At 71.9% G+C, this 25,621-nt stretch carries 23 protein-coding genes; 10 read left to right on the top strand and 13 right to left on the bottom strand.

The window, feature by feature from the left end; all coding sequences use genetic code 11:
• The first annotated feature begins 1 nt into the window (after position 1).
• Positions 2-1,534 carry a caspase family protein gene (locus EOE66_RS01285; RefSeq protein ID WP_128226876.1) on the top strand — a complete coding sequence of 511 codons (1,533 nt, stop codon included), beginning with the start codon at positions 2-4 and terminating at the stop codon, positions 1,532-1,534.
• Positions 1,535-1,555: 21 nt separating this feature from the next.
• On the opposite strand, the gene trxC is transcribed toward EOE66_RS01285, so the two are convergent.
• Positions 1,556-1,990, bottom strand: coding sequence for a thioredoxin TrxC (gene trxC, locus EOE66_RS01280; RefSeq protein WP_128226875.1), 435 nt, complete (start codon positions 1,988-1,990; stop codon positions 1,556-1,558).
• Positions 1,991-2,078: 88 nt separating this feature from the next.
• On the opposite strand from trxC, the gene EOE66_RS01275 reads away from it, so the two are divergent.
• Positions 2,079-2,990: a M48 family metallopeptidase gene (locus EOE66_RS01275; RefSeq protein WP_245478855.1), complete on the top strand. Its 912-nt coding sequence runs from the start codon at positions 2,079-2,081 to the stop codon at positions 2,988-2,990.
• Positions 2,991-3,011: 21 nt separating this feature from the next.
• Here the strand turns inward: EOE66_RS01275 and EOE66_RS01270 are convergent, their stop codons facing one another.
• The 4 genes from EOE66_RS01270 to malZ form a co-directional block, all read right to left on the bottom strand.
• Positions 3,012-3,680: a Crp/Fnr family transcriptional regulator gene (locus EOE66_RS01270; protein WP_128226874.1), complete on the bottom strand. Its 669-nt coding sequence runs from the start codon at positions 3,678-3,680 to the stop codon at positions 3,012-3,014.
• Positions 3,681-3,727: 47 nt separating this feature from the next.
• On the bottom strand, positions 3,728-4,471 hold the full coding sequence (locus EOE66_RS01265) for a helix-turn-helix transcriptional regulator (RefSeq protein ID WP_245478854.1): 744 nt from the start codon (positions 4,469-4,471) through the stop codon (positions 3,728-3,730).
• Positions 4,472-4,586: 115 nt separating this feature from the next.
• A complete protein-coding gene (locus EOE66_RS01260) occupies positions 4,587-5,249 on the bottom strand; it encodes a helix-turn-helix transcriptional regulator (protein ID WP_128226873.1) in 663 nt (220 codons plus the stop codon).
• A gap of 74 nt (positions 5,250-5,323) precedes the next feature.
• Positions 5,324-7,099: a maltodextrin glucosidase gene (gene malZ, locus EOE66_RS01255; RefSeq protein ID WP_164884951.1), complete on the bottom strand. Its 1,776-nt coding sequence runs from the start codon at positions 7,097-7,099 to the stop codon at positions 5,324-5,326.
• A 121-nt stretch (positions 7,100-7,220) separates the two neighbouring features.
• Between malZ and EOE66_RS01250 the strand changes: the two genes are divergently transcribed.
• Genes EOE66_RS01250 through EOE66_RS01240 form a run of 3 tightly spaced genes read left to right on the top strand, consistent with a single transcriptional unit; the run spans position 7,221 to position 9,856 of the window.
• Positions 7,221-8,156 (top strand): LysR family transcriptional regulator, encoded by a 936-nt coding sequence (locus tag EOE66_RS01250; RefSeq protein ID WP_128226871.1) that lies wholly within the window; start codon positions 7,221-7,223, stop codon positions 8,154-8,156.
• Positions 8,153-8,782, top strand: coding sequence for a M15 family metallopeptidase (locus EOE66_RS01245; protein WP_128226870.1), 630 nt, complete (start codon positions 8,153-8,155; stop codon positions 8,780-8,782). The genes EOE66_RS01250 and EOE66_RS01245 overlap by 4 nt, the downstream gene beginning before the upstream one ends.
• A 36-nt stretch (positions 8,783-8,818) precedes the next feature.
• The gene (locus EOE66_RS01240; RefSeq protein ID WP_205702605.1) at positions 8,819-9,856 is read left to right on the top strand and encodes a S66 peptidase family protein; all 1,038 of its coding nucleotides are present in this window, start codon (positions 8,819-8,821) and stop codon (positions 9,854-9,856) included.
• A 6-nt stretch (positions 9,857-9,862) separates the two neighbouring features.
• Here EOE66_RS01240 and EOE66_RS01235 read toward each other — a convergent pair whose 3' ends face one another.
• The gene (locus tag EOE66_RS01235; protein WP_245478853.1) at positions 9,863-10,147 is read right to left on the bottom strand and encodes a GNAT family N-acetyltransferase; all 285 of its coding nucleotides are present in this window, start codon (positions 10,145-10,147) and stop codon (positions 9,863-9,865) included.
• Between the two features lie 67 nt (positions 10,148-10,214).
• On the opposite strand from EOE66_RS01235, the gene EOE66_RS01230 reads away from it, so the two are divergent.
• A complete protein-coding gene (locus EOE66_RS01230; RefSeq protein ID WP_205702604.1) occupies positions 10,215-11,345 on the top strand; it encodes an EAL domain-containing protein in 1,131 nt (376 codons plus the stop codon).
• A 25-nt stretch (positions 11,346-11,370) separates the two neighbouring features.
• Here the strand turns inward: EOE66_RS01230 and EOE66_RS01225 are convergent, their stop codons facing one another.
• The 6 genes from EOE66_RS01225 to bchE all read right to left on the bottom strand — a co-directional run bounded on the left by EOE66_RS01225 (position 11,371) and on the right by bchE (position 20,007).
• Positions 11,371-12,039 carry an SRPBCC family protein gene (locus tag EOE66_RS01225; protein ID WP_128226869.1) on the bottom strand — a complete coding sequence of 223 codons (669 nt, stop codon included), beginning with the start codon at positions 12,037-12,039 and terminating at the stop codon, positions 11,371-11,373.
• Positions 12,040-12,071: 32 nt separating this feature from the next.
• Positions 12,072-15,338: a PAS domain S-box protein gene (locus EOE66_RS01220; RefSeq protein WP_128226868.1), complete on the bottom strand. Its 3,267-nt coding sequence runs from the start codon at positions 15,336-15,338 to the stop codon at positions 12,072-12,074.
• Positions 15,339-15,348: 10 nt separating this feature from the next.
• The gene (gene pyrF, locus EOE66_RS01215; protein WP_259376374.1) at positions 15,349-16,206 is read right to left on the bottom strand and encodes an orotidine-5'-phosphate decarboxylase; all 858 of its coding nucleotides are present in this window, start codon (positions 16,204-16,206) and stop codon (positions 15,349-15,351) included.
• Between the two features lie 5 nt (positions 16,207-16,211).
• Positions 16,212-17,585, bottom strand: a complete 1,374-nt coding sequence (purB, locus tag EOE66_RS01210) for an adenylosuccinate lyase (RefSeq protein ID WP_128226867.1) — start codon at positions 17,583-17,585, stop codon at positions 16,212-16,214.
• 146 nt (positions 17,586-17,731) lie between these two features.
• Entirely contained in the window at positions 17,732-18,367 is a 636-nt protein-coding gene (gene bchJ, locus EOE66_RS01205; protein WP_128226866.1) for a bacteriochlorophyll 4-vinyl reductase, read from the bottom strand.
• A complete protein-coding gene (bchE, locus tag EOE66_RS01200) occupies positions 18,364-20,007 on the bottom strand; it encodes a magnesium-protoporphyrin IX monomethyl ester anaerobic oxidative cyclase (protein WP_128226865.1) in 1,644 nt (547 codons plus the stop codon). Before bchE ends, bchJ begins: the two co-directional genes overlap by 4 nt.
• 151 nt (positions 20,008-20,158) lie before the next feature.
• On the opposite strand from bchE, the gene EOE66_RS01195 reads away from it, so the two are divergent.
• On the top strand, positions 20,159-20,872 hold the full coding sequence (locus EOE66_RS01195; protein ID WP_128226864.1) for a haloacid dehalogenase type II: 714 nt from the start codon (positions 20,159-20,161) through the stop codon (positions 20,870-20,872).
• Positions 20,869-22,653 carry a tetratricopeptide repeat-containing diguanylate cyclase gene (locus EOE66_RS01190; protein WP_128226863.1) on the top strand — a complete coding sequence of 595 codons (1,785 nt, stop codon included), beginning with the start codon at positions 20,869-20,871 and terminating at the stop codon, positions 22,651-22,653. The genes EOE66_RS01195 and EOE66_RS01190 overlap by 4 nt, the downstream gene beginning before the upstream one ends.
• 9 nt (positions 22,654-22,662) lie before the next feature.
• On the opposite strand, the gene EOE66_RS01185 is transcribed toward EOE66_RS01190, so the two are convergent.
• Positions 22,663-23,562: a DUF3667 domain-containing protein gene (locus EOE66_RS01185; protein ID WP_245478852.1), complete on the bottom strand. Its 900-nt coding sequence runs from the start codon at positions 23,560-23,562 to the stop codon at positions 22,663-22,665.
• Between the two features lie 32 nt (positions 23,563-23,594).
• Between EOE66_RS01185 and chrA the strand changes: the two genes are divergently transcribed.
• Together chrA and EOE66_RS01175 are read left to right on the top strand one after the other, a co-directional pair.
• Positions 23,595-24,935 (top strand): chromate efflux transporter, encoded by a 1,341-nt coding sequence (chrA, locus tag EOE66_RS01180; RefSeq protein WP_128226862.1) that lies wholly within the window; start codon positions 23,595-23,597, stop codon positions 24,933-24,935.
• Positions 24,936-25,099: 164 nt separating this feature from the next.
• Entirely contained in the window at positions 25,100-25,597 is a 498-nt protein-coding gene (locus EOE66_RS01175; RefSeq protein ID WP_205702603.1) for a DUF6795 domain-containing protein, read from the top strand.
• The last annotated feature ends 24 nt before the right edge of the window (positions 25,598-25,621 follow it).

Raw genomic sequence — 25,621 nt, 5'->3', positions numbered from 1 at the left:
CATGGCGCAGACGCTGCGGTGGGGCTGCGCAGCGCTGGCCGCGCTGCTGCTCGCCGGGCCGGTGGCGGCCCAGCCGGCGGGCGCGGTGGCTGCCCCGGCCGAGCGCGCCACGCGCCACGCGCTGGTCATCGGCATCGGCACCTACACCGACCCCGCCGTGCCCGCGCTCAAGGGCGTGGTGCACGATCTCGTCAGCGCCCGCCGCATGGCCGCTGCGATGGGCGTGCCCGAGGCCAACATCACCGTCGTGCGTGACGAAGCCGCCACGGCCGAGCGCATCCGGCAGGAGATCGACGCGCTGGGCCGTCGCGTGAACGACGGCGACCGTGTCTTCGTCTACTACTCGGGCCACGGCACGCGCTGGTTCGACGAGGCCGTGAAGGCCGAAGGCTGCACGGAGGGCCTGCTCGCGACCGATGGTCGCGTGCTCAGCAACGTCGAGCTCGGTCAGCGCCTGGCGCCGCTGGCCGCGCGCGCCGACAAGATGCTGGTCTTCTACGACGCCTGCTTCTCGGGGGGCGTGGCCGGCGAACCCTTCCGCACGCGCAGCTTCGTGCGCAGCGCCAGCACGCCGGCGGGCGAGCAGGTCACGCCCAAGTTCACCCGCGTCGGCGCCCCCGAGGCCTGCGCGCAGCCCAGCAACTTCCGCACGCGTTCGCTGGCGCAGGGGCTGCAACCGGCGCAGCCGGTGGCGCAGAACGTGGTGCACATCGCTGCGAGCCGGCCCGACGAAGTGAGCTTCGACAGCAGCAGCTTCGGCGGCTACGCCACGGTGCACTGGCGCGACTGCCTGCTCGGCCAGGCGCGCGATCTCGACGGCAGCGGCGCCATCACGGTCGACGAGGTCACGCGCTGCGCACAGGCGCGCATCACGCCCTCGCTGGCCGGGCAGCCCGGCATCCTGGGCCAGCAGATGACCATCGCCGGCAACGCGAACTTCGTGCCGGCCTGGATGGGCGCGGCCTTCGCCCCCACGGCCGCCCCGGCGGCGGTGAACACGGCGCCGGCCCGGGTGGCCAGCCCGGCGGAGATCCTGGCCGAGGTGCACGGCCAGCGCGATGGCAGCCGGCGCGTGGTGGCCACGGTGCGCCAGCCGCTGATGAAGATCGGGCGCGACACGCTGGACCTCGACGTCACGCCCTCGCGTGACGGTTATCTCTACGTGGCCCTGGCGGGCAGTGACGGGCAGAGCCTGTATCTGCTGTACCCCAACGCGCTGGCCACCGACAACCGCGTGCAGGCCGGCCGCCGCGTGAGCCTGCCGGGTACGGGCGGTTGGGAGATCGTGGCCGCCGGCCCCCCCGGTCCCGAGACCTTGCTGGTGATGGTGAGCGACGCCCCGCGCGACCTGCGTGGCCTGGCGCAGGCCCCGGCCGGTCCCTTCATGCAGACGCTGCTGGACGGCCAGGGCCGCGCCCGTCTGCAGGCGGTGCTGGGCAACGGCACGCCGCTGGCGGGCTGCGGCCAGCCGGGCCGGCCCAGCTGTTCAGACGCTTTCGGCGCCGCGCTGCTGAAGGTGGAAACGCTGCGCTGAGCAGCGCCCCGGCCGGGGCCGTCAGCCGCGCTGGGCCAGCGCCACGATCGCGCCCGCGGGCAGCGCGCCTGATTGGCGCGAGGTCTCGCGCCCGGCCTGCAGGCGCACCAGCGTCGGGATGCTGCGGATGCCAAAGCGCTGGCTCAGGCCCGGGTTGTCGTCGCTGTTGACCTTCACGAACAGCACCTGGCCCTGCAGCTGCGCCCCGGCCTGCGCGAAGGCCGGCGCCATCATCCGGCAGGGGCCGCACCACGGCGCCCAGAAGTCCACCAGCACAGGCAGCGCGGTGGCCGCGACCACGGCGTCGAAGTTGTCGTCGCCCAGTTCCAGGGGCTGGCCTTGCAGCAGGGGCCCACCGCACTTGCCGCAGTTGGGCGCATCGTCGATGCGGGCCGCCGGCAGGCGGTTGGTGGCGCCACAGTGCGGGCAGGGCAGTTGCAAGCGGGGGGTGTCCATGCGGGACATGTGGTGCGTCACGGCCGGGTTTCAATGCGACGGGCGCGGCTCCCTAGAATTCCGGGCCGCAGCCCCCATCTGGCCCACCGTGAGCACTATCTCCGATTCCTGGCCTGACGCAGCCGACACCGGCCGCCCCAGCCCCTGTGGCTGCACGGGCACGACTCGCCGCCTCTTCACGGGCCTGCTGGCCGGCGCGGCCCTGGCGCCCCTGGGCGCAGCGCAGGCGCAGTCCATGCCCGAATGCCGCCGCTCGCGCGCCGCAGGGCTGATACCGGCCGGCCAGGTGGAAGGCTCGGCGCAGCAGCAGTACGCGCACATGCTGAGCCAGGCGCGCAGCCAGGGCGCGCTGGCCGTGACCAACGACCCGCAGCTGCAGCGCCTTCGCTACATCGCCGCACGCATCGTGCCCTTCGCGCCCGCGTGCAACGAGCGCGCGTCGCAGTGGCGCTGGGAGGTCAACCTGCTCGGCAGCAAGCAGATCAATGCGTTCTGCATGCCGGGCGGCAAGATCGCGTTCTACACGGGCATCCTGCAGCAACTGCAGCTCAACGACGACGAGGTGGCCATGATCATGGGCCACGAGGTGGCGCACGCGCTGCTGGAGCACGCCCGCGAGCGCATGGCCAAGAGCGGCGGCACCGAGCTGCTGCTGCGCGGCGGCGCGGCGCTGCTGGGGCTGGGCAACCTGGGCGACATGGCCGCGGCCGGCGCCTCGCAGCTGCTCAGCCTTCGCTTCGGCCGGCAAGACGAATCGGAAGCCGATTCGCTGGGCCTGCTGATGGCCGCGCGCGCCGGCTACGACCCGGCCGCCGGCGTGACCCTGTGGCAGAAGATGGGCAAGGCCACCGGCGGCAAGGCACCGCCGCAGTGGCTGTCCACGCACCCGGCGGGCGAGACCCGCATCAAGGACATCCAGGCCAAGCTGCCCACGGTGCAGCCCCTGTTCACGGCTGCGGCCAAACCCGATCGGCGTTTCGCGCCGCCGCCGGTCGGCTGAAGCGGCGCGCGGCGGTGCTGCTCACCACTTCGCGGCCAGCGGCCGCAGCAGCCGCAGCCGGCGGCGGCCCACCTCGACGTAGCCGCCCTTCTCCAGCTCCTTCAGCACCTTGCTCACCATCTCGCGGCCGCAGCCGAGCAGCTGCGAGATCTCCAGGTGCGAAGGTGCCGGGTCGATGAGCCGGCTGCCGTCGGGCTGGGCTTCGGCCAGGGTGTCGAGCAGGGCCTTCAGGCGTCCGTAGACGTCGTTCAGCGCGATCTGCTTCATGTTCAGCGTGGCCGAGCGCGCGCGCCGTATCACCTTGGCCAGCAGCTCGAAGGCGAAGGCCGGGTCTTCCTGCAGGTGCGTTTCCAGCGTGGCGCGCGTGACCATCGCGCACAGCGTGGGTTCCACCGCCTCGACATGGGCCGAGCGGGCCCCGCCGTCCAGGCCCATCTCGCCGACGAACTCGCCGGCGCCGTACAGGCCGTAGGTCAGCTCGCGCCCATCGCTGCCTGTCGTGTAGGCCCGCAGGCGGCCGTGCAGCACGATGTAGATCGTGTCGCCGACATCGCCTTCGTTGATGAGCTGCGCGCCCTTGCGCAGCGGCCGTTGCACACCCCGGCGCGCCAGCGCCCGCAGCGATGCGCTCATCGGGGCCGCGTGCAGCAGGTCTTCGGTGTCGGCGGGGGGCGGGGGGCGGCTGGGCATCGATCGGTGGGCCGGGGCGGGACCTGCGCCCCACCAGCCCGCCGATCTTAGCGGCGCGGCCCTGCCGAGCCGGCTGCCCCGCCGAGGCCGCGCAAGGCCCCCACCAGCGGCGGCAGCACGGCCACCTGGCGCACCAGCTCGCGGATGCTGCCGGCACCGGTTTTCGTGCGGATGCTGCCGATCTGCGTGCGCACCGTGGACACCGCCACGCCTGCGCGCGCCGCCACTTCGCCGGGCCGTGCGCCGGCGCACAGCTGCTCCAGCACGCGCGTCTCTGCCGGCGTCAGCCCCACGCTGCGGGCGTAGCCCTGCACCGAGAGCTGTTCGCACACCTGGCGCTTGCCCAGCACCAGCAGCGTGGCGCGGGCCGGGTCGGTCTGGCCGGTGGCCGTGGGCCCGGGCATGGGCACCACCGAGACGCACACGCGCTGCGTGCCTTCACCCAGCGTCACCAGCCGGCGCAGCCCGCGCTGCGCGGCGGCCAGCGCGTCGTACAGGGGCGCCACGTCTTGCGCACGGTGCGCGCGCAGCGTGTTGCCCAGCAGTTGCAGTGGGTGGTCGCCGTCGAGCTCCAGCCGCGCCGCGTGGTTCAGGTAGCTGACCTGCGCGTCGGCGGTGACGAGCAGCATGCCGTAGTCGATCTCGTCGAGCATGCCCAGCATCCAGACGCTGGGTTGGCCGTGGTCGCGGCTGGCCCGCTCGCCGCGTTCACGGCCGTCGTCCGCTGCGGCGCGCGCCATCACGGCCGCCATGGTCGGCATGGCCGGTTTCGGTTGAATGGCTTGAAGCATGGCACCTCCTCTGTGTCGCTGGCCTGTGGCTGCCGATGTCGGCGCCCTGGGTGCAACCTTAGGTGAAGGCTCGGGCCGAAGGGGGTGAATAGAGGGGCGGCCCTTGGTGAACTATTCACCTTGGCCAGGCGGGCGCCGCCGCGCGATGGGAGGGCCCCATCGGTGGTGCCACGGGCGGCAGGCGCCCCAGGGTCTGCACCAGCGCCGCCAAGGAGGCGTGCCGCGTCTTGCGGCGCAGCGCCAGCACATGGGTGCGCACGGTGGTGGCGCGCAGGCCCAGGGCGGCGGCGGCCTGTGCGCTGCCTTCACCCAGGGCCAGGCGTTGCAGCACGCGGGTTTCGGTGGGGCTCAGCGCGTGGGCGCTGGCGTAGCTGGGCAGGTCGTTCGCATGGCCGGGCGCCGGCGGCAGGCTGAGCAGCAAGGTGCAGGCCCCATCCTCCGGCCCGGGCAGGCGGCAAAGGCGTGCGCCTGCGGGGTGGGCCAAGGGCACGCGCAGCGCGGCGGGGGCGGCACGCACGGCGCTGAGAGCCGTGTCGAATGCCTCGTCGGCCGCGCCGCCCACCGGGCGCACGCGCTGCTCGGCGTCGAGCTGCCAGTCGCGGCCGTCCTGCAGCAGCACGCGTGCGGCCGCGTTGGCGTGCAGCAGCGTGCCGTCGGCCTGCAGCACCAGCAGGGCCGCCGCCAGGGCGTCGGCGGCCTCGGCGAGGCGGGCCGCGTCGGGCGCCAGGGCAGGCCGGGGCGCCGGTGCGGCAGCAGAAGAAGCGGGCAGCGTCGTCATTCCCGCAAGTTAGCCGGCGTTGGCTTCGTCGGCATCGACCCACGGGGGGATGGAGCGCCCGGCGGGGCGCGCGCTCAGGCGTCGAGCAGCAGCACGGTGCTGGCGCAGGCGGGCACCGTGAGCGTGGCCACGCCGCTGGCCACCGCCACGGCTTCGCCCTGCCAGCCTTGCACCCGCCGGGGCCGCAGCGGCAGGCGGTGCAGCGGCAAGGCCGCCGACGTGGCCGCCCCGCGGTTCACCAGCACCACGCTGGCGGCTTGCGGCGTGTAGCGGGCATAGGCCAGCCAGTCGTCGCCCTGGTCCAGCGTGAGCGTGGCGCCCTCGCGCCACTCGGCGCGCTGCGCCCGCAGGCGCGCCAGGCGCTGCACGTGCTGCCACAGCGGCATCGGCCAGTGGCTGCGGTCCCAGTCGAAGCAGCGGCGGCAGTCGGGGTCGGCGCCGCCTTCCAGGCCGATCTCGTCGCCGTAGTAGAGGCAGGGCGCGCCGGGCCGCGTGAACAGCAGCGTGAAGGCCAGTTGCAGCCGCGCGTGGTCGCCGCCCAGTTCCGTCAGCAGGCGCGGCACGTCATGGCTGTCGAGCAGGTTCATCTGCGCCAGCTGGTTGGCGTAGGGGATGGCCGCGATGGCGCGCGTGAGCCAGGCCTCGAAGGCCGCGGTGCTCAGGCGCTGGCGCACGCCGGCGAGTTCCAGCCCGGCCAGCCAGCCACGCACGGGCGTCGTGAAGCCGTGGTAGTTCATCGCGCCGTCTTCCTGGTCACCCTGCAGCCAGCGCGTGGCCTCCGAGAAGTGCTCGCCCAGCAGGTAGGCCTGCGGGTTCTCTTCGCGCACGGCCTGGCGCATGCGGCGGATGTGGCGCGCGTTGTGGCGCGCGCCGGTGCCTTCACCCAGCATGTGCACGACATCCAGCCGCCAGCCGTCGATGGACCAGGGCGGCTGCAGCCAGCGGCGCAGCACGCTGTCGGGCGCGCCGTAGACGGCCTGCTGCACGCCGGGCACGGAGAAATCGAGCACCGGCAGCGTGCCGTGGCCCTTCCAGCCGAGCACGCGGCCTTCCGCATCGCGCGCGTACCAGCCGGCATGCTGCTGCAGCCAGGCGTGCTGCTCGCCGGTGTGGTTGACCACCGCGTCCAGCATCAGCCGCATGCCGCGTGCCTGGGTGGCCTGGCGCAGTGCCAGCAGCGCCGCGTTGCCGCCGAGCAGGGGGTCGACCTGCGTGTAGTCGCTGGTGTCGTAGCGGTGGTTGCTGGGGCTCTGGAACACCGGGTTGAGGTAGAGCGCGGTGACGCCCAGTTCGTCTTGCAGGTAGGGCAGCTGCTGCGTCACGCCGGCCAGATCGCCCCCGAAGAACTGGCGCTGGCCCAGGCATGAATCGGGCTTGGCGCCCCAGGGGCTGGCCACCGCACCCGGCGGCGCGACGAAGGGCGCTGGGTTGCCGCGCGCAAAGCGGTCAGGGAAGACTTGGTAGAAGACCTGGTCGCGCACCCAGGCCGGCGGCTGGCCGTGGCGGTGGTGGCGGAAGTGCACGGCCTCGGGTGGCAGTTCGGCGTGCAGGCCGTCGGCGGCCAGCCACTGCAGGCGACCTTCGTCGCCCGGCGCGGCACCTTCCAGCGCCACCACGAAGCAGTAGCGCTGCAGGCCGTGCCCGCCGTCCCAGGCGATGTGGGCGCACCAGCGCTGCAGGGTGCCTTCCTGGCCGTCGGGCTGCAGGGGCGTGAGCAGCTCTTCGTTGTCGGGCAGGCTGCGCACGAACACGCGCCCGGCGGGCAAGGGCTGGTCGCTCAGCAGCACGAGATGCAGGCCGGTGGCGTCGGGCACGGCCCAGGGCGGGGTGGCAGGGTGCAGCAGGAACATGCGCCGGGATTGTGCCCAGGGCCCTTCGACCCCAACGGGCTGCTCGGCCTGCAGGCGTGCGCTGGCTATGATGGACCTCCACCATGGCACCGACCTGCCCCCCGCCCCCCGTGCCGCTGCAATGAGACTGCGCCACATCGAAGTCTTCCATGCGGTGATGCAGGCCGGCACCGTCAGCGGCGCGGCGCAGGTGCTGCACATCTCGCAGCCGGCCGTCACCAAGCTGCTGCAGCATGCCGAAGCGCAACTGGGCGTGCTGCTCTTCGACCGCAGCAAGGGCAAGTTCGTGCCCACGCCCGAGGCGCAGCGGCTCTTCGTGGAGGTCGACCGCCTGCAGGGCGACCTGCTCGCCGTGCGCCGCCTGGCGGCCAGCCTCAAGACCGGGCAGACGCAGACCATCCGCCTGGCCGCCACGCCCGCGCTGGGCCTGACGGTGGTGCCCGCGGCCATGGCGCGCTGGCAGCAGGCCACGCCCGGCGGGCGCTGCCTGCTCAGCACGCAGCACACGCGCGAGCTCATCAGCGCGCTGCTGCTCGGCGAGGCCGACATGGCCCTCACGCTGCAAGACCCCCGCCACCCCGGCCTGCGCGCCGAGGTGCTGGCCACCGCACCCATGGCTGCGCTGGTGCCCATGCGCCAGCCTGCCGCGCGCCATGCCGGCCCGCTGCACGTGAAGGACCTGCCGCCGGAACTGATCGGCCTGGCCGACGACGACCCGCTCGGCCACCGCGTGCTGGCCGCCTGCGAGGCCACGGGCACGGTGCCGCAGATGCGCGTGACGGTGCAGACCTACCCCCTGGCGCGTGCGCTGGCCGAGGCCGGCCTGGGTGTGACCGTGGTCGACCCCTACACCGCCGCCAGCGCCGACCGCAGCCGTGTGCGCGTGCGCGTGCTCGAGCCCGCCCTGCCCGTGCCGCTGGTGCTGCTCTCGGCCCACCAGGCGCCGCTGTCGCAGGCCGCGCGCCGCCTGCTCAAGCATCTGCGCGAGGCCGCCGAGGCCTGCCTGCAGCCGCTGCAGGAACCGGGCGCCGCGCTGGCGCGGCAGGCGGTGGCATGACGCTGGCCTTGCACGCCGTGCCGCCGGTGCCGGTGGAGGCCATCGGCAGCCACCCGATGTTCCGCCCGCTGGCCAGCCTGCGCGGCGTGCGGCACGACCTGCGTTACGCCAGCCGCAACAACTTTGCCGGCGTGGAGCTCTACCGCGGCATGGACTGCGCCTGGTTGCGCCGCGAGGCCGCCGAGGGCCTGGAAGCCGCGGCCGAGGCCCTCCAGGCCGAGCGCCCGGGCTGGCAGATCGTGGTGCTGGACGCCCTGCGCCCGCAGCGTGTGCAGGAAGCCATCTGGGCCGATGTCGAGGGCACGCCGATGGCGCAGTACTTCGCCCACCCGGTGCGCGGCTCCATCCACAGTTTCGGCATGGCCGTGGACGTGACCTTGCTCGACCCCCAGGGCCGCGAAGCCGACATGGGCAGCGGTTTCGACGAAATGACGCTGGCCTCGCACCCGGCGCTGCATGCCGAACACCTGAAAAGCGGTGTGCTCACGGCCGCGCACGTGGCCGAGCGCGAGTGCCTGGCGCGCGTGATGGCACGCGGCGGCTTCCACGGCATCGCCACCGAGTGGTGGCACTTCGACCACGGCGACCGCGAGCGCGTGCGCCACGAGTGGCCGCGCGTGGTCTAGACGGCGCGCGCCTCCCTTCTTCACGGAGTTCCCTGCATGGCCTTGCCCCGGCGTCACTTCCTGGCCGCTTCGATGGCGGCGACCGCGGCCGCCACCGCCGCCACCGCGGGCGCTGCGGTACCGCCGCTGCTGCGGGCCCCGCGCCTGCGCCCGGGCGACACCGTGGCGCTCATCAACCCCTCGGGCGCCATCTACGAGCGGGCGCCCTACCAGTTCGCCACCGAGGCGCTGCAGGCCCTGGGCTTCAAGGTGCGCGAAGCACCGAACCTGCGCGCGCGCTACGGCCACTTCGCCGGCACCGACGCGCAGCGCGCCGCCGACGTGAACGCGATGTTCGCCGACCCCTCGGTGCAGGGCATCCTGGCCATGACCGGCGGCTCGGGCGGCAACCGCATCCTGCCGCTGATCGACTACGCGGCCATCCGCCGCAGGCCGAAGTTCCTGGGCGGCTTCTCCGACCTCACCGCGCTGATCAACGCCGTTCAGGTGCAGACCGGCCTGGTCACCTTCCACTGCCCCATGGGCGCCAGCGAGTGGAACGACTTCAGCGTGCAGTGGCTGCGCAGCGCGGTGATGGAAGCGCAGGCCGTGACGCTGGCCAACCCGAAAGACCGCGAAGACAACCTTGCCGTGCGCGGTGGCCGCATCACGACGCTGCGCGGCGGCACGGCACGGGGGCCGCTGGTGGGGGGCAACCTCGCGGTGCTCAGTTCGATGGCGGGCTCGGCCTACTGGCCGCGCTTCGACGGTGCCATCCTCTTCCTGGAAGACGTGAACGAGTACATCTACCGCGTCGACCGCATGCTCAGCACGCTCAAGCTCAGCGGTGCGCTCGACCGCGTGGCGGGCGTGGTGCTGGGCGGCTTCACGAACTGCGGCCCGGGCGACGGCAACTACGGCACGCTGACGCTCGATGAAGTCTTCGACGACTACTTCAAGCCGCTGAACGTGCCGGTCTACAGCGGCGCGCTCTTCGGCCACATCAAGCGCAAGTTCACGCTGCCGGTGGGCCTGCCCGTGGAGATGGACGCCGACGCCGGTACCGTGCGTTTCCTGCAGCCTGCGGTGCTGTAGCGGGCCCTACAGCAGGTCTTGCGTCTCGGGGTGGCGCTGCATGTAGGCCGCCACGTAGCTGCAGGTGGGCCGCACCCTCAGGCCTTGCTGGCGGGCCCAGGTCAGGGCCTCTTGCACCAGCGCTGCGGCGATGCCGCGGCCTTCCAGGGCTGGCGGCACCAGGGTGTGCGGCAGCACCAGCACACCGTTCTCGCGCCGGTAGCTGCACAGCGCCAGACCCTGCGGCATGTTCACGACGAAGCGCGAGGCCTCGGGCTGGTGGACGACATCGGGCCTTGAGTCTGGGGGCATGCCGTGATTCTGCCGCGCGGGTGCACCGCCCTTTCGGCTACATTGAGTTGCAAGCGGGCGGCCGGGCGTGGCGCAGGGGGTGGTGGTGGTCGAGGGCGTGTTCCTGGAGAGCGTGGCAGCAGACGGTACGCACGTGGTGCACACCGTCCACAAGCTGCCTTTCCGCATCGGGCGCGAGGTCGACAACGAGCTGTCGGTCGAGGCGCGCGGCCTCAGCCGCCACCATGCGGTGCTGTCGCTGGGGCCGGGGGGCGACCTGCTCCTGAACGACCTGAACAGCACCAACGGCACCTACGTCAACCGCACGCGCCTGACCGCGCCGCACGTGCTGAAGGAGGGCGACGTCATCCACTTCGGCGCCGCCGAGTTCCGCTACGGTGTGCTCAGCACGGCCCTGCGCACGCAGCCGGGCGGGGCCGAGGACGAGCAGCGCACGATGATCGTGGCCACCCAGCCGCGCAAGCTGTCGAGCAACTTCGTGCGCGAGGAGCGCCCGTTCCGCGAGTTCCTCCAGGGGCGCGGCATGTCGGCGGCTGCGCAGCCCATCGTGCAGGCCCGGGGCGGTGCGGTGTTCGCCTACGAGCTGCTGGGCCGCTGCGACCACCCGGAGCTGCGCTACTCCCCCATCCACCTCTTCAAGCTGGCCGCCACGCTCGACCTCGAGGTGGAGCTCAGCAGCGCCTTTCGCGCGCATGGCGTGCAGGCGCTGGCCCCGCGCCTGCAGGGTGCCCACCTCTTCGTCAACGCCCATCCGCTGGAGACCTTCAGCGACGCCTTCTTCGACGACCTGCAGGCGCTGCGCCACGGCCCGGGGCAGCCGCTGCTGGTGCTGGAGGTGCACGAATCGGCCGTGGTGGAAGTGCCGCGCATGCGCGAGCTCGCCGCACGGCTGAAGGACATCGACGTGCGCTTCGCCTACGACGACTTCGGCGCCGGGCAGGCGCGGCTGAACGAGCTGTGGGAGGTGCCGGCGCACTTCGTCAAGTTCGACATGGGCCTGATCCGTGGCATCCACGAAGCCGGCGAGGCCAAGCGCCGCGGCCTGGCCGGGCTGGTGCGCCAAGTGCTGGATGTCGGCAGCGTGCCGCTGGCCGAAGGGGTGGAACTGGAAGCCGAAGCCGCGCTGTGCCGCGAGATGGGCTTCCAGCTCATCCAGGGCTACCTCACCGGCCGCCCGGTGCCCGTGACGGCGGTCTGAACGCCGCGGCGGGGCTTCGGCGCCCTCAGCTTTTCTTGCCGAAGAGGCCAGCCAGCCAGCCCTTGAACACCGTCCACATCAGGCCCAGGGCGTTGAGCTCCTTCACCTGCGCCGGGGCCACGGGCGCACGCACCGCCGGAACGGCCGGCGTGGGCGCCGGCAGGCCGGCGCTGGCCGTGCCGGCAGCGGCTTCGGCAGACGGCGCCGCCTGAGCCTCGGCCGGCGCCGCGGCCACCGGCACCGCCGCAGCGGCCGCGCGGAAGTTGTCGGCGAACTGCGCCAGCATCGCGTCGCTCACCGGCACCAGCAGCCGGCTGCCGAACTGCGCCAGCTTGCCGCTGACCGTGATGGTGGCCTGCCCCATCAGCACCGTGGTGCCCGGCTCCTCGCCCGGCTCCAGCCGCGCCGTGAGCTGCATCGAGGCCGACGAGCCGGCCTTGTCGGCGCCTTTGCCCAGCATCTTCAGCTCGCGCGTGGCTGCGTCCAGGCCCTGCAGCTCGATGTCGCCGCCGAAGCTCATCACCGCAGGGCCGATCTTGCTTTTCACGGTGCCCTTGAAGTGGGTCTCGTCGAGCTGCTCGGTGATGGCCGCGCCCGGCATGCAGGCGGCAATGGCGTGGATGTCGCTGAGCACGGCCCAGGCCTGTGCCGGCGTGGCGGCAACGGGGTAACGCTTGTCGAGCTTGACTTCCATGGTCTCTTTCCGGGGGGATGGCGCCAGTATTGTCAGTCTGGCGCGGCAGGCGCTGTGGCGCGTTGGCCGCACCAGCGGGCCAGCGTGGCGCGCAGGCGCTCGGCGTCGATGGGCTTGGTGAGGAAGTCGCTCATGCCGGCTGCCAGGGCCTCATCGCGCTCGGTCACCAGGGCCGCGGCGGTGAGCGCGATCACGGGCACGGCCAGGCCCGCGTCACGCAGGCGCCGCGTGGCCTCGTAGCCGCTCATGCGTGGCATCTGCACGTCCATCAGCACGGCGTCGAAGCCGCGCCCGGCAGCCTGGGCCTGCTGCACGGCAGCCAGGGCCTCGTGGCCGTCACCGGCCTGGGCCACTTCGGCGCCCCAGGCTTCCAGCAGGGCCACCGCGATCATCATGTTGACGGCGTTGTCTTCCACCATCAGCACGCGCCGGCCTTCCAGGCTGGCCGCGAGCTCGGGTTCTTCCGCGTTCGGGGCCGCCATCTCTGCGGCCGCAGCCACTGGCAAGGGCAGTTCGGCCCAGAAGGTGCTGCCGCTGCCGGGCAGGCTGTGCACGCCCACGCGGCCGCCCATCAGCGTGGCCAGTTCGCGGCAGATCGACAGCCCCAGGCCGGTGCCGCCAAAGCGCCGCGTGATGCTCTGGTCGGCCTGCGTGAAGGGCTCGAAGAGCCGCGCCTGCAGCTCGGGTGCGATGCCCGGCCCGGTGTCCTCCACCTCGAAGCGCACCATGCCGACACCCCCATCATCATCGGCGGCCAGGCGCCGCGCGCGCATCACCACCTGGCCGCTGGCGGTGAACTTCAGGGCGTTGCCGAGAAAGTTGCTGAGCACCTGGCGCAGGCGCAGCGCGTCGCCCGTCACGCGGCCCAGCGGTGCGCCGGGCAGGGCCGGCGGCAGCTGCAGGCGCAGCGCCAGGCCGCGCGCGTCGGCCAGCGTGGCGTAGGTGCGCTGCAGCGTGTGCAGCTGCCCGTCGAGGTCGAAGCTGCCGGCCTCGATGTGCAGCTTGCCGGCTTCGATCTTGGACAGGTCGAGGATGTCGCTGATGATGCCGGCCAGCGACTGCGCGCTCTCGACGATCTGCTCCAGGTACTGCTCGCGCCGCGCGCTGTCGCTGCGCTCGTCGCGCGCCAGCCGGGCCAGGCCGATCATGCCGTTGAGCGGCGTGCGCAGCTCGTGGCTGGTGTTGGCCAGGAAGGCGCTCTTGGCGCGGCTGGCAGCCTCGGCCTCGTCGCGCGCGCGGGCCAGCGCGCTTTGTGCTTCTTCGCGCGCGGTGACGTCCTCGATGATCCACACCGTGCCGCCATCGGCGGGGTTCTGCGGGTCGATGGCACGGCCGCGCACGAAGGCCAGGAAGGTGCTGTTGTCCTTGCGGCGGGCCGCGCACTGCAGCTGCACCGCCTCGCCACGCGCCAGCGCCGGCCCGATCTCCCGGCCGAGCTGCTCGTAGGCCTCATGCCCGGGCCAGACCTCGGCGCCCGAGCGGCCGATCATCTCGCCCGGCTCCCAGCCGTAGAGCTGCTCGAAGTGGCGGTTGGTGAGCGTGAAGACACGGTTGCGCGTGACGGCGATGCCGATGGACGCGTTGGTGAGGATGGCCTCGCGCTCCAGGCGCTGGCGCTCGCGCTCGCTGACGTCGCGCGCGTTGATCACGATGTACTCGCGCCGCTCGATGGTGAAGCGGGCCGCGGAGACGATCATCGGCATCGTGCGGCCCGCGCGCGTGCGGAAGACCACGGGCGCATCGACCACCTGCCCGTCCTGCTGCAGCGCCTGCACGAAGCGCTGCCGGTCGGCTTCGCCGGCCCACACGCCCAGCTCCAGCGAGGTGCGGCCCACCGCTTCGGCGGCCGACCAGCCGATGTGCTGCTCGAAGCTGCGGTTGACCATCGCGTAGCGACCGGTGGCCAGGTCGGTGAGCGTGATGAGGTCGGGGCTGGTGGCCACCAGGTGCGACAGCAGCGCTTCCGAGCGGCGAACGGCTTCCTCGGTGGCGATGCGCTCGGTGTCATCGATGAAGATGGCCAGCAGCGCGGGGCCGCCTTCGGTGTCCACGCGCACGCTGGTGCCGCGCACGAAGATCTGCCGGCCCTCGACATCGAGGGTGAAGTTGGCCACCGGCAACGCATTGCCCGGGGCCTGGCGCTGCAGCGTTTGCATGCGCTCGGTGGCGCGGGCGCGCGAATCGCCGTCCTGGTAGCGCTCCAGCAGGTCGGTGCCCAGCATGCCGGCCAGGTCGGCATGGCCGAAGAGCGACACCGCTGCGGGGTTGGCGTCGAGCACGCGGCCGTTGCGGTGCAGCACCAGCGGCGTGGGGATGCGCGAGAACAGCTCCTGGTAGCGCGTCTCGGTGGCTTCCAGCGCGTGGTGCGCAGCGTGAACGGCCGTGACGTTGCGCACCACGCCCCAGTAGCCGGTGAAGACGCCGCTGCTGCCGAAGCGTGGCTCGCCGCTGATCAGCAGCGCGTGCTCGCGGCGGTGTTCGTCGGTCCAGAAGACAGGCACGTCGCGGAAGGGCAGGCGCGCGTCCATGTCGGCCTGCAAGGCGTCGAGCACGTCGTCTTCGCAGCGGAACTGCGGCAGCTCCCAGGGAATGCGTCCGCCCCCTTCCTCCGGCGCCAGCGCGCGTGGCGCCTCGCGGCCGATGGCGGCGGTGATGACGCGGTAGCGCTCGTCGGTTTCCCAGTAGGCATCGGCGGCCAGCGAGAGCAGGCGGCGGAAGCGGTCTTCGCGGTCGCGTGCCTGCGCGGACAGCCGCTGCAGCGCCTGCGAGGCCAGCACGCCGCAGGCCATGCCGGTGCCCAGTGCCAGCAGGCAGACGCCCAGCAGCATCGGCACCCCAGGCAGGCCGGGGCTGGCGGGCACGGTGGGCACGTTCAGCGCCACCGCCAGCACCATGGCCAGCGCCAGGCCGCACAGCATCAGGCCCGCGCGCCAGCCCGCCGTCACGCAGAGCATGCACACCAGCAGCCCCAGCAGCGGCATCGACGGCGTGCGCAGCCCCCAGCCCTGCACCACGCTGTTGACGCCGATCAGCAGCACCAGCGAAGAGAACACCAGCGTCACGGCCACCCGCAGTGCCGTGCCGCGCAGACGGGTGCTGAACAGCGCCACCACCGCCAGGGCGCCGAAGGCGAGCGCGGCGTAGTGCGCCTGCGCATGCCCCGACAGCAGCAGGTAGACGAGCCCGGTGCCCACCAGGCAGGCCACGCCGCTGACGGCCAGGAAGACCCGGCTCATCAGACCGACCGCCTCGGCCTCGGGCGCCTGGGCGGCGGGTGGGGCTTCGGGGGTGTCGGCCATGGGGGATGGTTCAGCCGCGGGGACGCGCCTGCTGCAGTTGCTCTCGGGCCGTCAGCGCGGCATGGCGTGCGGCCCCGGCGAACCGGGCCGGGCCCTGCTCACCCTGGGTGCCGGCGTAGAGCACGGCACGCGAGGAGCTCACGACGATGGGCCCCTCAGGCCGCCAGCCGGCGCGCACGGTGGCCTCGGCATCCCCACCTTGCGCGCCGATGCCGGGGATCAGCAGCGGCAGCGTGGGTGCGAGTTCACGCACGCGCGCCACTTCGGCCGGAAAGGTGGCGCCCACCACCAGCGCCAGTTGGCCACCGCGGTTCCAGTCGCCTGCCGCCAGGCGCGCGATGTGCTCGTAGAGCAGGCTGCCGGGCTGGCCGTCCGCGCCGGCCAGGCGCTGCGCCTGCAGGTCGCTGCCGCCAGGGTTGCTGGTGCGGCACAGCAGGATCAGGCCCTTGCCGGCCCACTTCATGTAGGGCTCGATGGAGTCCAGGCCCATGAAGGGCGAGAGCGTCACGGCGTCGGCGCGGTAGCGCTCGAAGGCCTCGCGCGCGTACTGCTCGGCGGTGGCGCCGATGTCGCCGCGCTTGGCGTCCAGGATCACCGGCACCTGCGGCGCCACGGCACGGATGTGCGCCATCAGGCGTTCGAGCTGGTCTTCGGCCCGCTGCGCGGCGAAGTAGGCGATCTGCGGCTTGAAGGCGCAGACGAGGTCTTTGGTGGCGTCGACGATGGCCGCGCAGAAATCGAAGATGCGCGACGGGTCGCCCTGCCACGCGCCGGGAAACTTCGAGGGCTCGGGGTCCAGGCCGACGCAGAGCATCGACTGGTTCGTGGCCTGTGCGGCCACCAGCTGGGCGCGGAAATCGGCGCTCACCGTTGTCAGGCCTTCCAGCGCGCGGCCAGTTCGGCCGCCAGGCCGGTGTAGCTGCCGGGCGTCATTGCCAGCAGGCGCTGCTTGTCTTCTTCAGGCAGCGCCAGGCCCTGGATGAAGCCCTGCATCAGCTCGCGCGTGATGGGCTGGCCGCGCGTGAATTCCTTGAGCTGGTTGTAGGGGTCGGGCAGGCCGTGGCGGCGCATCACGGTCTGCACCGGCTCGGCCAGCACCTCCCAGGCGGCGTCCAGATCAGCGGCCAGTGCCGCGGCGTTGACCTCCACCTTGTCGATGCCGCGGCTCAGGCTGTCGCAGGCCAGCAGCGCGTAGCCCAGGGCCACGCCCATGTTGCGCAGCACGGTGCTGTCGGTCAGGTCGCGCTGCCAGCGGCTGACGGGCAGTTTGTGGCTCATGTGGCCCAGCAGCGCGTTGGCCAGGCCGAAGTTGCCTTCGGCGTTCTCGAAGTCGATGGGGTTGACCTTGTGCGGCATCGTGCTGCTGCCGACCTCGCCCTTCTTCACCTTCTGCTTGAAGTAGCCCAGGCTGATGTAGCCCCAGACGTCGCGCGCCCAGTCGATGAGCAGCGTGTTGGCACGCGCCACGGCATCGAAGAGCTCGGCCATGTAGTCGTGCGGCTCGATCTGGATGGTGTACGGGTTGAAGCTCAGCCCCAGGCGATCTTCGACGACGCTTCGGCTGAAACCCTCCCAGTCGAAGCCGGGGTAGGCGGCCAGGTGTGCGTTGTAGTTGCCCACCGCGCCGTTCATCTTGGCCAGCAGCGGCACGGCAGCGATGCGCGCACGCGCCGTGGCCAGGCGCGCGGCCACGTTGGCCACTTCCTTGCCCACCGTGGTGGGGCTGGCGGTCTGGCCGTGCGTGCGGCTGAGCATGGGCAGCGCGGCCAGCGTGTGCGCCATCGCGCCCAGCTGCTGCAGCAGCTTGTCCAGCGCCGGCAGCAGCGCCTGCTCGCGCGCGGCCTTGAGCATCAGCGCGTGGCTGGTGTTGTTGATGTCCTCGCTGGTGCAGGCGAAGTGCACGAACTCGGCCGCGGCCTCCAGGTCGGCATGGCCCTGGAAGCGGCCCTTGATCCACATCTCCACGGCCTTGACGTCGTGGTTGGTGGTCTTCTCGATGTCCTTGATGGCCTGGGCGTCGGCCTCGCTGAAGCGCAGCGACAGCGAACGCAGCAAACCGCGCGAGGCCTCGCTCAGCGGCTTGAACTCGGCAAAACCGGCGTCAGACAGCGCGATGAACCACTCCACCTCCACCTGCACGCGGTGCTGCATGAGGCCGAACTCGGAGAGCAGGGGCCGCAGCGTCTGCAGCTTGGCGGCGTAACGCCCGTCCAGGGGCGACAGGGCGGTGAGGGCAGAGAGGTTCATGCAGCGGGCGGAGTGAGCAGGCCCGCGCAGCGGTGCGCCGCGGGAGGGGCGGCTGCGGACCCGGCGCGGGTGCCGCAGATTCTAGGCGGCGGCCCCGGGCGCGAACGGAGTGGAAGCCCGCAGTCCGCGCGTCCGCCCCGGCGGCTTCAGGCGCGCCAGCGCAGCTCGAAGCGGCACTCGGCGTCGCCGCAGGCCTCGCAGGCCACCTCGCGCACGCGGGTGGCCGGGTGCACCAGCACCTGGAACAGGCGCTCGAAGGTGGCGGCGTAGTAGTCGCAGGCCGGCGCGCTGCTGTGCAGGCCCTGGCACAGCGGGTTGTGGCGGATGTGCAGTTGCACCGGTGGCTGGCCCGCGCCGCCGAACCAGGGCGCCACGGTCGCGCTGAACTCGCCGCTGCCGGTGAAGGTCCAGGCGTTGCGCGTGATGGCCTTCAGCAGCACGCGCGCGGCCAGCGCTGCGGGCAGCCAGCGCAGCAGGCGCTGAACGGCCTGCGGGATGCGGTGCGCCAGCAGGTAGTGCGCGGTGCAGCGCCCGGCCGCGCGGGCGATCTCGCCAGCGTCGGCTGCGCCCAGCTGTTCGCGCAGTGCGCCATGCAGGCGCCGCACGTCGGCCTCGTCCACCATCTGCGTGGGCGGCGTGCGGAGGTGGCGCAGCAGGCCGGCGCGGTCGAACAAGTCCCAGGTGGCACTGGTGCCCAGGCGGGCGGCCAGGGCCTCGGCCACGCGGGTGATGGCGTTCGGGCCGATGCGGCCGGCAGGGGGGCCGAGGGTGGCGATGCTCATGTTTCCTGCAGCTGTTCCTTGCCCCCGCCGCAGGCCATCGCCGCCTCGGCCGCAGCGAAGTTCTCTTCACCCTTGCGCCGACGCATCTCGATCTTCGGGCCGTGCATGGTCACCCAGTCGGCATCGGCGCGGGCGATGGCCTCGGCATCGGGCCGCTCGTGCACCTGGGTGCCGGCGAACTGGAAGTCGACCTTCTTCTTGCTTTGCGGGCCCCAGTAGCCCACGCGCCCCAGGTCGTAGAAGGTGCGCTGGAATCCGCTCTTCAAGAAGGCCTTGAGGCAGCCCATCAGGTACTTGCGCCGGAACTTGTCCTTCTCCCAGGGGTACTGGAAGAAGCTCTTGTTCATGAAGAAGCGGCGGTAGTTGTTCATCACCCGGTCGAGCAGCTCGGCGCGGTCGAGCGCGTCGGGCTTCATGATGGGCGTGACGAAGTTGTATTTCTCGAAATCGAAGACCTCGACCTTGTCGCCCAGCTCCTGGAACAGGTCGGAAAACGGCCAGGGCGTGTACATCGCCCAGTTGGCCATGTCGGGGTTCCAGTCGCGCGCCATCTGGTAGGTCTCTTCCAGCGTCTCGGCGGTTTCGTTCTCCAGGCCCACGATGAACTGCGCCTCGGTGACGATGCCGGCCTCGCGCAAAAGCCTGATGGCCTTCTTGTTCTGCTCGATCGTCGTCTCTTTGTTGAAGCGGTCCAGCTTGAGCTGCGCGGCGGCCTCGGTGCCCAGGCTCACGTGCACCAGGCCGGCCTGGCGGAACATGGGCAGCAGCTTCTCGTCGCGCAGGATGTCGGTGACGCGGGTGTTGATGCCCCACTGCACCTTCTCGGGCAGGCCGCGCGCGATGAGTTCCTCGCAGAAGGCGATGAACTTCTTGCGGTGGATGGTGGGCTCTTCGTCGGCCAGGATGAAGAAGCCCACGCCGTGGTCCTTCACCAGCGTCTCGATCTCGTCGACCACCTTCTTCGGTTCGCGGATGCGGTAGTCGCGCCAGAACTTCCACTGGCTGCAGAAGCTGCAGGTGAAGGGGCAGCCGCGCGCGAAGTTCGGGATCGCCACGCGCACGCCCAGCGGGATGTAGGTGTACTTGTCCCACTCCAGCAGACCCCAGTCGGGCGTGATGCGGTCCAGGTCCTGGATGGGCGGTTCGGCCGCGGTGGCCACCACCTGGCCCTGGGCGTCGTTGTAGGCCACGCCGCGCACCGAGAGCGGCTCGCGGGCCCAGGTGCCGTCTTCCACCGCGCGCACGAAGTTCAGGAAGACCTGCTCGCCTTCGCCGCGCACCACGGCGTCGATCCACGGTGCTTCCTTCAGCACCTGCGGGTACATGAAGGTGCCGTGGATGCCGCCCAGCACGGTGACGATGGCCGGGTTCACTTCCTTGGCCACCTGCAGCAGCTTTTCTGCCTTGTAGATGGCCGGCGTGATGGCGGTGCAGCCGACGATGTCGGGCGCTATCTCGCGGATGCGCGCTTCCACCTCATCGTCGCTGAGGTGGTGCGTCATCGCGTCGACGAAGTGCACGTCGGTGTAGCCGTCGGCCTTGAGATACCCGGTGAGATAGGCCACCCAGGCCGGCGGCCAGTTGCCGGCGATCTCGGCCCCGCCCGAGTGGTAGTTGGGGTGGATGAAGAGGATGCGCATGGGGCGGTCTCGGGCCGTGTGGTGAAAGGGGCGAGGGCAGGGTGCCCACCGTAAGCGCGAGGGCCGGCCCCGGGTTTGAGGTGTGTCAAATTCACGTGACACCGCACACCAACGTGCCGCGCCCACGGCAGCAGCCCTACCCTTGCCAGCGATGACTCACGCTCACGCCCTCCCCGACGTGCGGGCCCTGTGCTTCGACGTCTTCGGCACCGTCGTCGACTGGCACGGCAGCATCGCCGCCGAAGTGCAGCGCCTGCGCCTGCCTGTGGACGGCAGCGCCTTCGCGCTGGCCTGGCGCGCCGGTTACCAGCCGGCCATGCAGCAGGTGCGCAGCGGCGCGCTGCCGTGGACGAACATCGACGGCCTGCACCGCCGCATCCTGGATGGCTTGCTGGCCGAACACGGCATCGCCATGGACGAGGCCGCGCGCGCTGACCTCAACCGCATCTGGCACCGCCTGCAGCCCTGGCCCGACAGCGTGGCCGGCCTGCTGCGCCTGAAGCGCCGCTACACCCTCACCACGCTGAGCAACGGCAATCTCTCGCTGCTGGTGGCCATGGCCAAGTTCGGCGGCCTGCCGTGGGACGCGGTGCTTACGGCCGAGTTCTTCCACCACTACAAGCCCGACCCCGAGGTCTACCTCGGCGCCGCGCGCCTGCTCGACCTGGCGCCCGAACAAGTGATGCTGGTGGCCGCCCACCCCAGCGACCTGCGCGCCGCGGCCGCCTGCGGCCTGCGCACGGCCTACGTGGCGCGCCCGCTGGAGCGCGGCCCGGGCGGCGCGATGGAGCGCTGGACGCCGGGTGAGTTCGATCTCGCGGTGGACAGCTTCGAGGCGCTGGCCGCCACCTTGGGCCTGCCATGAACACCGCCGCGCCCCAGGCCGCGGAGATCGACGCCCTGGTGGCGCAGGCCTACGCGCTGCGCCACACCGACGCGCGCGCCGCGCTGGCGCTGGCCGAGCATGCCCACAAGCTGGCGCTGGCCTGCGACCACCAGCGCGGGCTGGCCTATGCGCTGCTGCGGCGGGCGGTGTGCCTGTCCATCCTGGGTGATGCGGCGCCGCCGGGAGAAGACTGCGAGTCGCTGCTGCAGCAGGCCGTGAGCCTGCTGCGCAGCCTGGGCGACAGGGCGGGTGAAGCCGAGGCGCTGAACCAGCAGGGTGTGCGCCTGGCCATGAGGGGGCAGGGCGAGGCGGCCATCGGCGTCTACGAGCACGTGCTGGCTTTGCGCACGGCCACGGACGACCAGCCCGGTGTGGCGGCGGTGCTGGTGAACATCGCGCTGCAGCACCGGGACAACGGCGATCTCGCTTCGGCGCTGGCCTGTGGTGCAGAGGCGCTGGAGGCGGCGCGGCGCTGTGGCGATGCGCGCTCCTTGGCCTACGCCCACACGCACCTTGGCGTGGTGCTGGGCGCACTGGACGAGCCGGCCGCTGCCGAGCAGCAGCTTGAACGCAGCCTGGCGCTGGTGCGCACCACGGCCGACCGCGCCCACGAGAGCACCGTGCTCGTGGCCCTGGCCCACTTGAAGCGCCAGGCCGGTGAGGCCGCCGCTGCCGAAGCCGGGGCGCGGCAGGCCCTGGCCTTGTCACGCGCCACGGGCAATCAGAGTGATCAGGTCGAAGCGCTGGTGGCCACGGCGCTGGCCCTGCAGGCCCAGGCGGCGCACCCAGGCGCCAGCGCGCTGCTGGACGAAGCTGCGCTGCTGGCGCAGCGCCGGGGCGACCTCGGGCTGCAGGCCCAGGTGCTGCTGGCCCAGGCCGAAACCCCCCGGGCCCTGGGCCGGCCTGCAGAAGCCCTGCCCTTGCTGGCCCAGGCCCACCAGCTGGCCGAAGCCGCTGCCGCGCTGCAGCTCAGCGCCCAGGCCCACGAAGCCCTGTCCCTCGCCCATGAAGCCGCGGGCGACCTGGCCGCCGCGCTGCGCCACCAGCGCGCCTTCCAGGCCTGTGAACGCCGCCTGCGCAACCAGCCTGCACAACGGCGTCTGCGCCAATTCCTGCAGCAGCAGGCGCTGGCCAGTGCCGAGAGCGACGCCCAGGCCGAACGCGAACGCAGCGCGCAGCTGCTGCAGGCGCTGGACGAGGCGCGCCGCGCCGAACAAAGCCGCAGCCAGTTGCTGGCCGAACTGCAGGCCCAGGCCGAGCTGCTGCAGCAGCTGGCTCGCGAAGACGGCCTCACCGGCGTGGCCAACCGCCGCTGGCTCGACCTGCAGCTGCAGCGCGAGACCGAACGCGCCCGCCGCTTCGGCCACCCGCTGGCGGTGGCGATGATCGACGTCGACCACTTCAAGGCCGTCAACGACCGCCTCTCGCACGGCGTGGGCGATGCGGTGCTGCGCACGCTGGCCGGGCTGCTGCGTGCGAACTGCCGCGCCAGCGACGTGCTGGGCCGCTACGGTGGCGAGGAGTTCATGCTCATCCTGGTCGAAAGCTCGCTGGCCCAGGCCCTGGAAGCCTGCGAGAAGCTGCGCGAGCGCGTGGCCTGCCACGACTGGGCTGTGGTGCATCCGGCCCTGGAAGCCTTGAGCGTGAGCATCGGCGTGGCCGCCTTCGAGGCCGGCGCGCCCGATGAAGGCCTGGTGCAGGCCGCCGACCACCAGCTCTACCGCGCCAAGCACGGCGGGCGCAACCGCGTCTGCGGCTGAAGCGCCCGCTCAGGTCAGCAGCGCGTACAGCCCCACGCCCACCATCGCGAACGACAGCACCGTCAGGTAGAGCGTGCTGACCACGGCCGCGCGCAGCCAGCGCCAGCCCCAGCCGCCGCCGTAGACGCGTTTCATCGCCATCAGTGTGTAGACGGGCATCGCCAGGACCACGAGGTCTTCCACGCCGCCCAGCGGCAGCAGGGTGCAGGCCACCAGCAGGAACCAGCAGGCATGCACGTGCAGGCCGAAGACCAGGTGCTCGGTGTAGCGCAGCCGGCGGTTCAGGTAGACCAGCTTGAGGAAGAGCGCGAAGCTCGGCACCAGCAGGAACATCGCCAGGCCGAGGTTGCCGATGAAGCCTCCGAGGAAATCCCGCACGGCGTCGGCCACGGCTTCGGGCTTCACGTCGATGCGCCGCTGCAGCCGCTTGCACAAGGTCTGGGGCAGGCCTTCACAGAAGAACACGCCGTCCTTCATGCCGGCCCTGGCCGCGATGAGTTCGATGGCGAAGCCCGGCTTGTCCCGGACGTCCTGGCTGTCGATGTGGACGGCGCCGGGCGCTTCCAGGCTGGCCTGCGCCACCAGCCGCAGCGCCAGCAGCACGAGCAGGCTGATGGTGAGGTACAGGCGCAGCGGCAGCACATAGTGCTTGCGGCGGCCGGCCAGGTACAGGCGCGTCAGTTCACCGGGCTTGAGCAGCAGCAGCTTCAGCGTGCGCCACAGCGCGCCTTCGGTGCTGAAGTAGGCGCCGCCGAACTGCTGCGCGAACTCGCCGATCCGGGGCGCGCGCACGCGCGTCTCCTGGCCGCACTGCGGACAGAAAGGCGGGGCCGGGTCGGGCAGTGCGTGGCCGCAGTTGCGGCAGTGGCCTTCGGGCAGTTGCTCGGGGGCGGGCAGGGCTTCGGGCATGGTTGCAGACGTTAGCGCATCAAAATGCCGCGATGCAGGCCCCGCCGACACCCCGTTTCACCGAGGCGCTGAAGTTCTGGTTCAAGCTCGGGTTCATCAGCTTCGGCGGCCCGGCCGGGCAGATCGCGCTGATGCACGCCGAACTGGTGGAGCGCCGGCGCTGGATCAGCGAGCGGCGTTTCCTGCATGCACTGAACTACTGCATGCTGCTGCCGGGGCCCGAGGCGCAGCAGCTCGCCACCTACATCGGCTGGCTGATGCACCGCCGTTGGGGCGGCATCGCCGCAGGCGCGCTGTTCGTGCTGCCTTCGCTGCTGCTGCTGGTGCTGTTGAGCTGGGTCTACGTGTGCCATGGCGACGTGCCCTGGGTCGCTGGCCTGTTTTACGGCCTGAAGCCCGCGGTGACGGCCTTGGTGCTGCAGGCGGCTTGGCGCATCGGCCAGCGCACCCTCAGGCACCCGGTGCTTTGGGCGATCGCCATGGCCGCGTTTGCGGCGCTGTTCCTGCTGCGCCTGCCCTTCCCGGCCATCGTGGCCGGCGCAGCGCTGGCCGGCGTGCTGGCCGCCCGCGTGTGGCCGCAGGCCTTTGCGCCCGGCGCGGGCCACGGCGGTACCGCCGCGGATGCGCCGCACCCGCCGGCCTGCATCGACGACGACACGCCCACGCCCCCGCATGCGCGCTGGCATCGCGCCGGCTTTCTGCGGGTGGTGGGGGTGGGCCTCGGCTTGGGCGCGGGCGTGGCCGCCGCGCTGTGGGCGCTGCAGGGTGGGCCGGGGCTCTTCACGCAGATGGCGGGCTTCTTCACTCAGGCAGCGCTGCTGAGCTTCGGCGGTGCCTACGCGGTGCTGCCCTTTGTGGCCCAGGGTGCCGTGGAGCAGTACCAATGGCTCAGCGCACCGCAGATGATCGACGGCCTGGCCCTGGGCGAAACCACGCCCGGCCCGTTGATCATGGTGGTGGCCTTCGTGGCCTTCCTCGGCGGTTGGGGGCAGCCGGCCTTCGGGCCCGATTCGGCCCTGGCCACTGCCGTGCTGGCCGCGGTGGTGGTGAGCTTCTTCACTTTCTTGCCGAGCTTCGTGTTCATCCTGGCCGGCGGCCCGCTGGTGGAAGCCACGCACGGTCAGCTGCGCTACACGGCGCCGCTGGCCGCCATCTCGGCGGCGGTGGTGGGCGTCATCGTGAACCTGGCGCTGTTCTTTGCGCAGCACGTGTTCTGGCCGGCCGGTTTCGCGGGCGGTTTCGACGCGCTGGCCGCCGCCATCGCCCTGGCCGCGGCGCTGGCCTTGATGCGCTTCAAGCAGGGCGTGATCCCGGTGCTGGCCGGCTGCGCCCTGGCGGGGCTGCTGGCCCACCTGGTGCTGGGTCGGCTCTGAAGGCGTGCCCCAGCGGCCTCCCCTGGCCGCAGGAGGGTGTTCGGATTGGTTGCGATTTCCCCCTGGCGCCGGGCGCGGCGGCTGGCTATCGTGCCGGCTCGTCAGCGCAATTCCCGCGGCAGACCCGGCACCTCCCGCAGCTTGCCAGGCGCCGCAACACCCCGATGGACAACGCCCCGATCACCGCCCGCAACCGCACCCTGCGCCGCCTCCTCGGGCTGGCAGGGCTCTTGCTGGCGGGCCTGGGGCTCACCCTGGCGACACAAGGCACGGCAATGGCAAAGATGGTGATGTTCTCGGCCGTCAGCGGCAAGGTGCTGCAGGACGGCAAACCCGTGGCAGGCGCGGTGGTGGAGCGCGAGTTCCGCTGGTCGTGGAAATCCGAGACGGGCACCGACGCCACGCAGACCGACGCCCAGGGCGTTTTCAAGCTGCCGCTGATCGAGCGCAGCTCGTTCATGGGCTCGGTGCTGCCGCACGAACCCAACGTGCGCCAGACCATCCTCATCAAGCATGGCGGCAAGACCTACAAGGCCTGGATGTTCGACAAGCCGAACTACAAGCCCGAAGGCGAGATCGGCCGCCCCATCGTGATGACCTGCCGGCTCGAGAAGGAGCCCACGCACCACGGTGATGTGTTCGGCATCTGCGAACTGAACTGAGCGCCCCCGCTGCCCGCTTTAGGA

Source organism: Rubrivivax rivuli (assembly GCF_004016505.1).
In the GTDB taxonomy this organism is placed as follows: Bacteria; Pseudomonadota; Gammaproteobacteria; order Burkholderiales; family Burkholderiaceae_C; genus Rubrivivax; species Rubrivivax rivuli.
This window is presented reverse-complemented; position numbering and strand designations above follow the sequence as displayed.

Coding starts and splice junctions, on each gene's coding strand:
- EOE66_RS01185 (WP_245478852.1), bottom strand. CDS start 23,562: ATGCCCGAAGCCCTGCCCGCCCCCGAGCAACTGCCCGAAGGCCACTGC.
- purB (WP_128226867.1), bottom strand. CDS start 17,585: ATGAACCTCTCTGCCCTCACCGCCCTGTCGCCCCTGGACGGGCGTTAC.
- EOE66_RS01175 (WP_205702603.1), top strand. CDS start 25,100: ATGGACAACGCCCCGATCACCGCCCGCAACCGCACCCTGCGCCGCCTC.
- EOE66_RS01235 (WP_245478853.1), bottom strand. CDS start 10,147: ATGCCCCCAGACTCAAGGCCCGATGTCGTCCACCAGCCCGAGGCCTCG.
- chrA (WP_128226862.1), top strand. CDS start 23,595: ATGCAGGCCCCGCCGACACCCCGTTTCACCGAGGCGCTGAAGTTCTGG.
- EOE66_RS01265 (WP_245478854.1), bottom strand. CDS start 4,471: ATGCTTCAAGCCATTCAACCGAAACCGGCCATGCCGACCATGGCGGCC.
- EOE66_RS01250 (WP_128226871.1), top strand. CDS start 7,221: ATGAGACTGCGCCACATCGAAGTCTTCCATGCGGTGATGCAGGCCGGC.
- EOE66_RS01240 (WP_205702605.1), top strand. CDS start 8,819: ATGGCCTTGCCCCGGCGTCACTTCCTGGCCGCTTCGATGGCGGCGACC.
- EOE66_RS01260 (WP_128226873.1), bottom strand. CDS start 5,249: ATGACGACGCTGCCCGCTTCTTCTGCTGCCGCACCGGCGCCCCGGCCT.
- EOE66_RS01225 (WP_128226869.1), bottom strand. CDS start 12,039: ATGGAAGTCAAGCTCGACAAGCGTTACCCCGTTGCCGCCACGCCGGCA.
- trxC (WP_128226875.1), bottom strand. CDS start 1,990: ATGGACACCCCCCGCTTGCAACTGCCCTGCCCGCACTGTGGCGCCACC.
- EOE66_RS01195 (WP_128226864.1), top strand. CDS start 20,159: ATGACTCACGCTCACGCCCTCCCCGACGTGCGGGCCCTGTGCTTCGAC.
- EOE66_RS01190 (WP_128226863.1), top strand. CDS start 20,869: ATGAACACCGCCGCGCCCCAGGCCGCGGAGATCGACGCCCTGGTGGCG.
- malZ (WP_164884951.1), bottom strand. CDS start 7,099: ATGTTCCTGCTGCACCCTGCCACCCCGCCCTGGGCCGTGCCCGACGCC.
- EOE66_RS01270 (WP_128226874.1), bottom strand. CDS start 3,680: ATGCCCAGCCGCCCCCCGCCCCCCGCCGACACCGAAGACCTGCTGCAC.
- EOE66_RS01245 (WP_128226870.1), top strand. CDS start 8,153: ATGACGCTGGCCTTGCACGCCGTGCCGCCGGTGCCGGTGGAGGCCATC.
- bchJ (WP_128226866.1), bottom strand. CDS start 18,367: ATGAGCATCGCCACCCTCGGCCCCCCTGCCGGCCGCATCGGCCCGAAC.
- EOE66_RS01285 (WP_128226876.1), top strand. CDS start 2: ATGGCGCAGACGCTGCGGTGGGGCTGCGCAGCGCTGGCCGCGCTGCTG.
- bchE (WP_128226865.1), bottom strand. CDS start 20,007: ATGCGCATCCTCTTCATCCACCCCAACTACCACTCGGGCGGGGCCGAG.
- EOE66_RS01220 (WP_128226868.1), bottom strand. CDS start 15,338: ATGGCCGACACCCCCGAAGCCCCACCCGCCGCCCAGGCGCCCGAGGCC.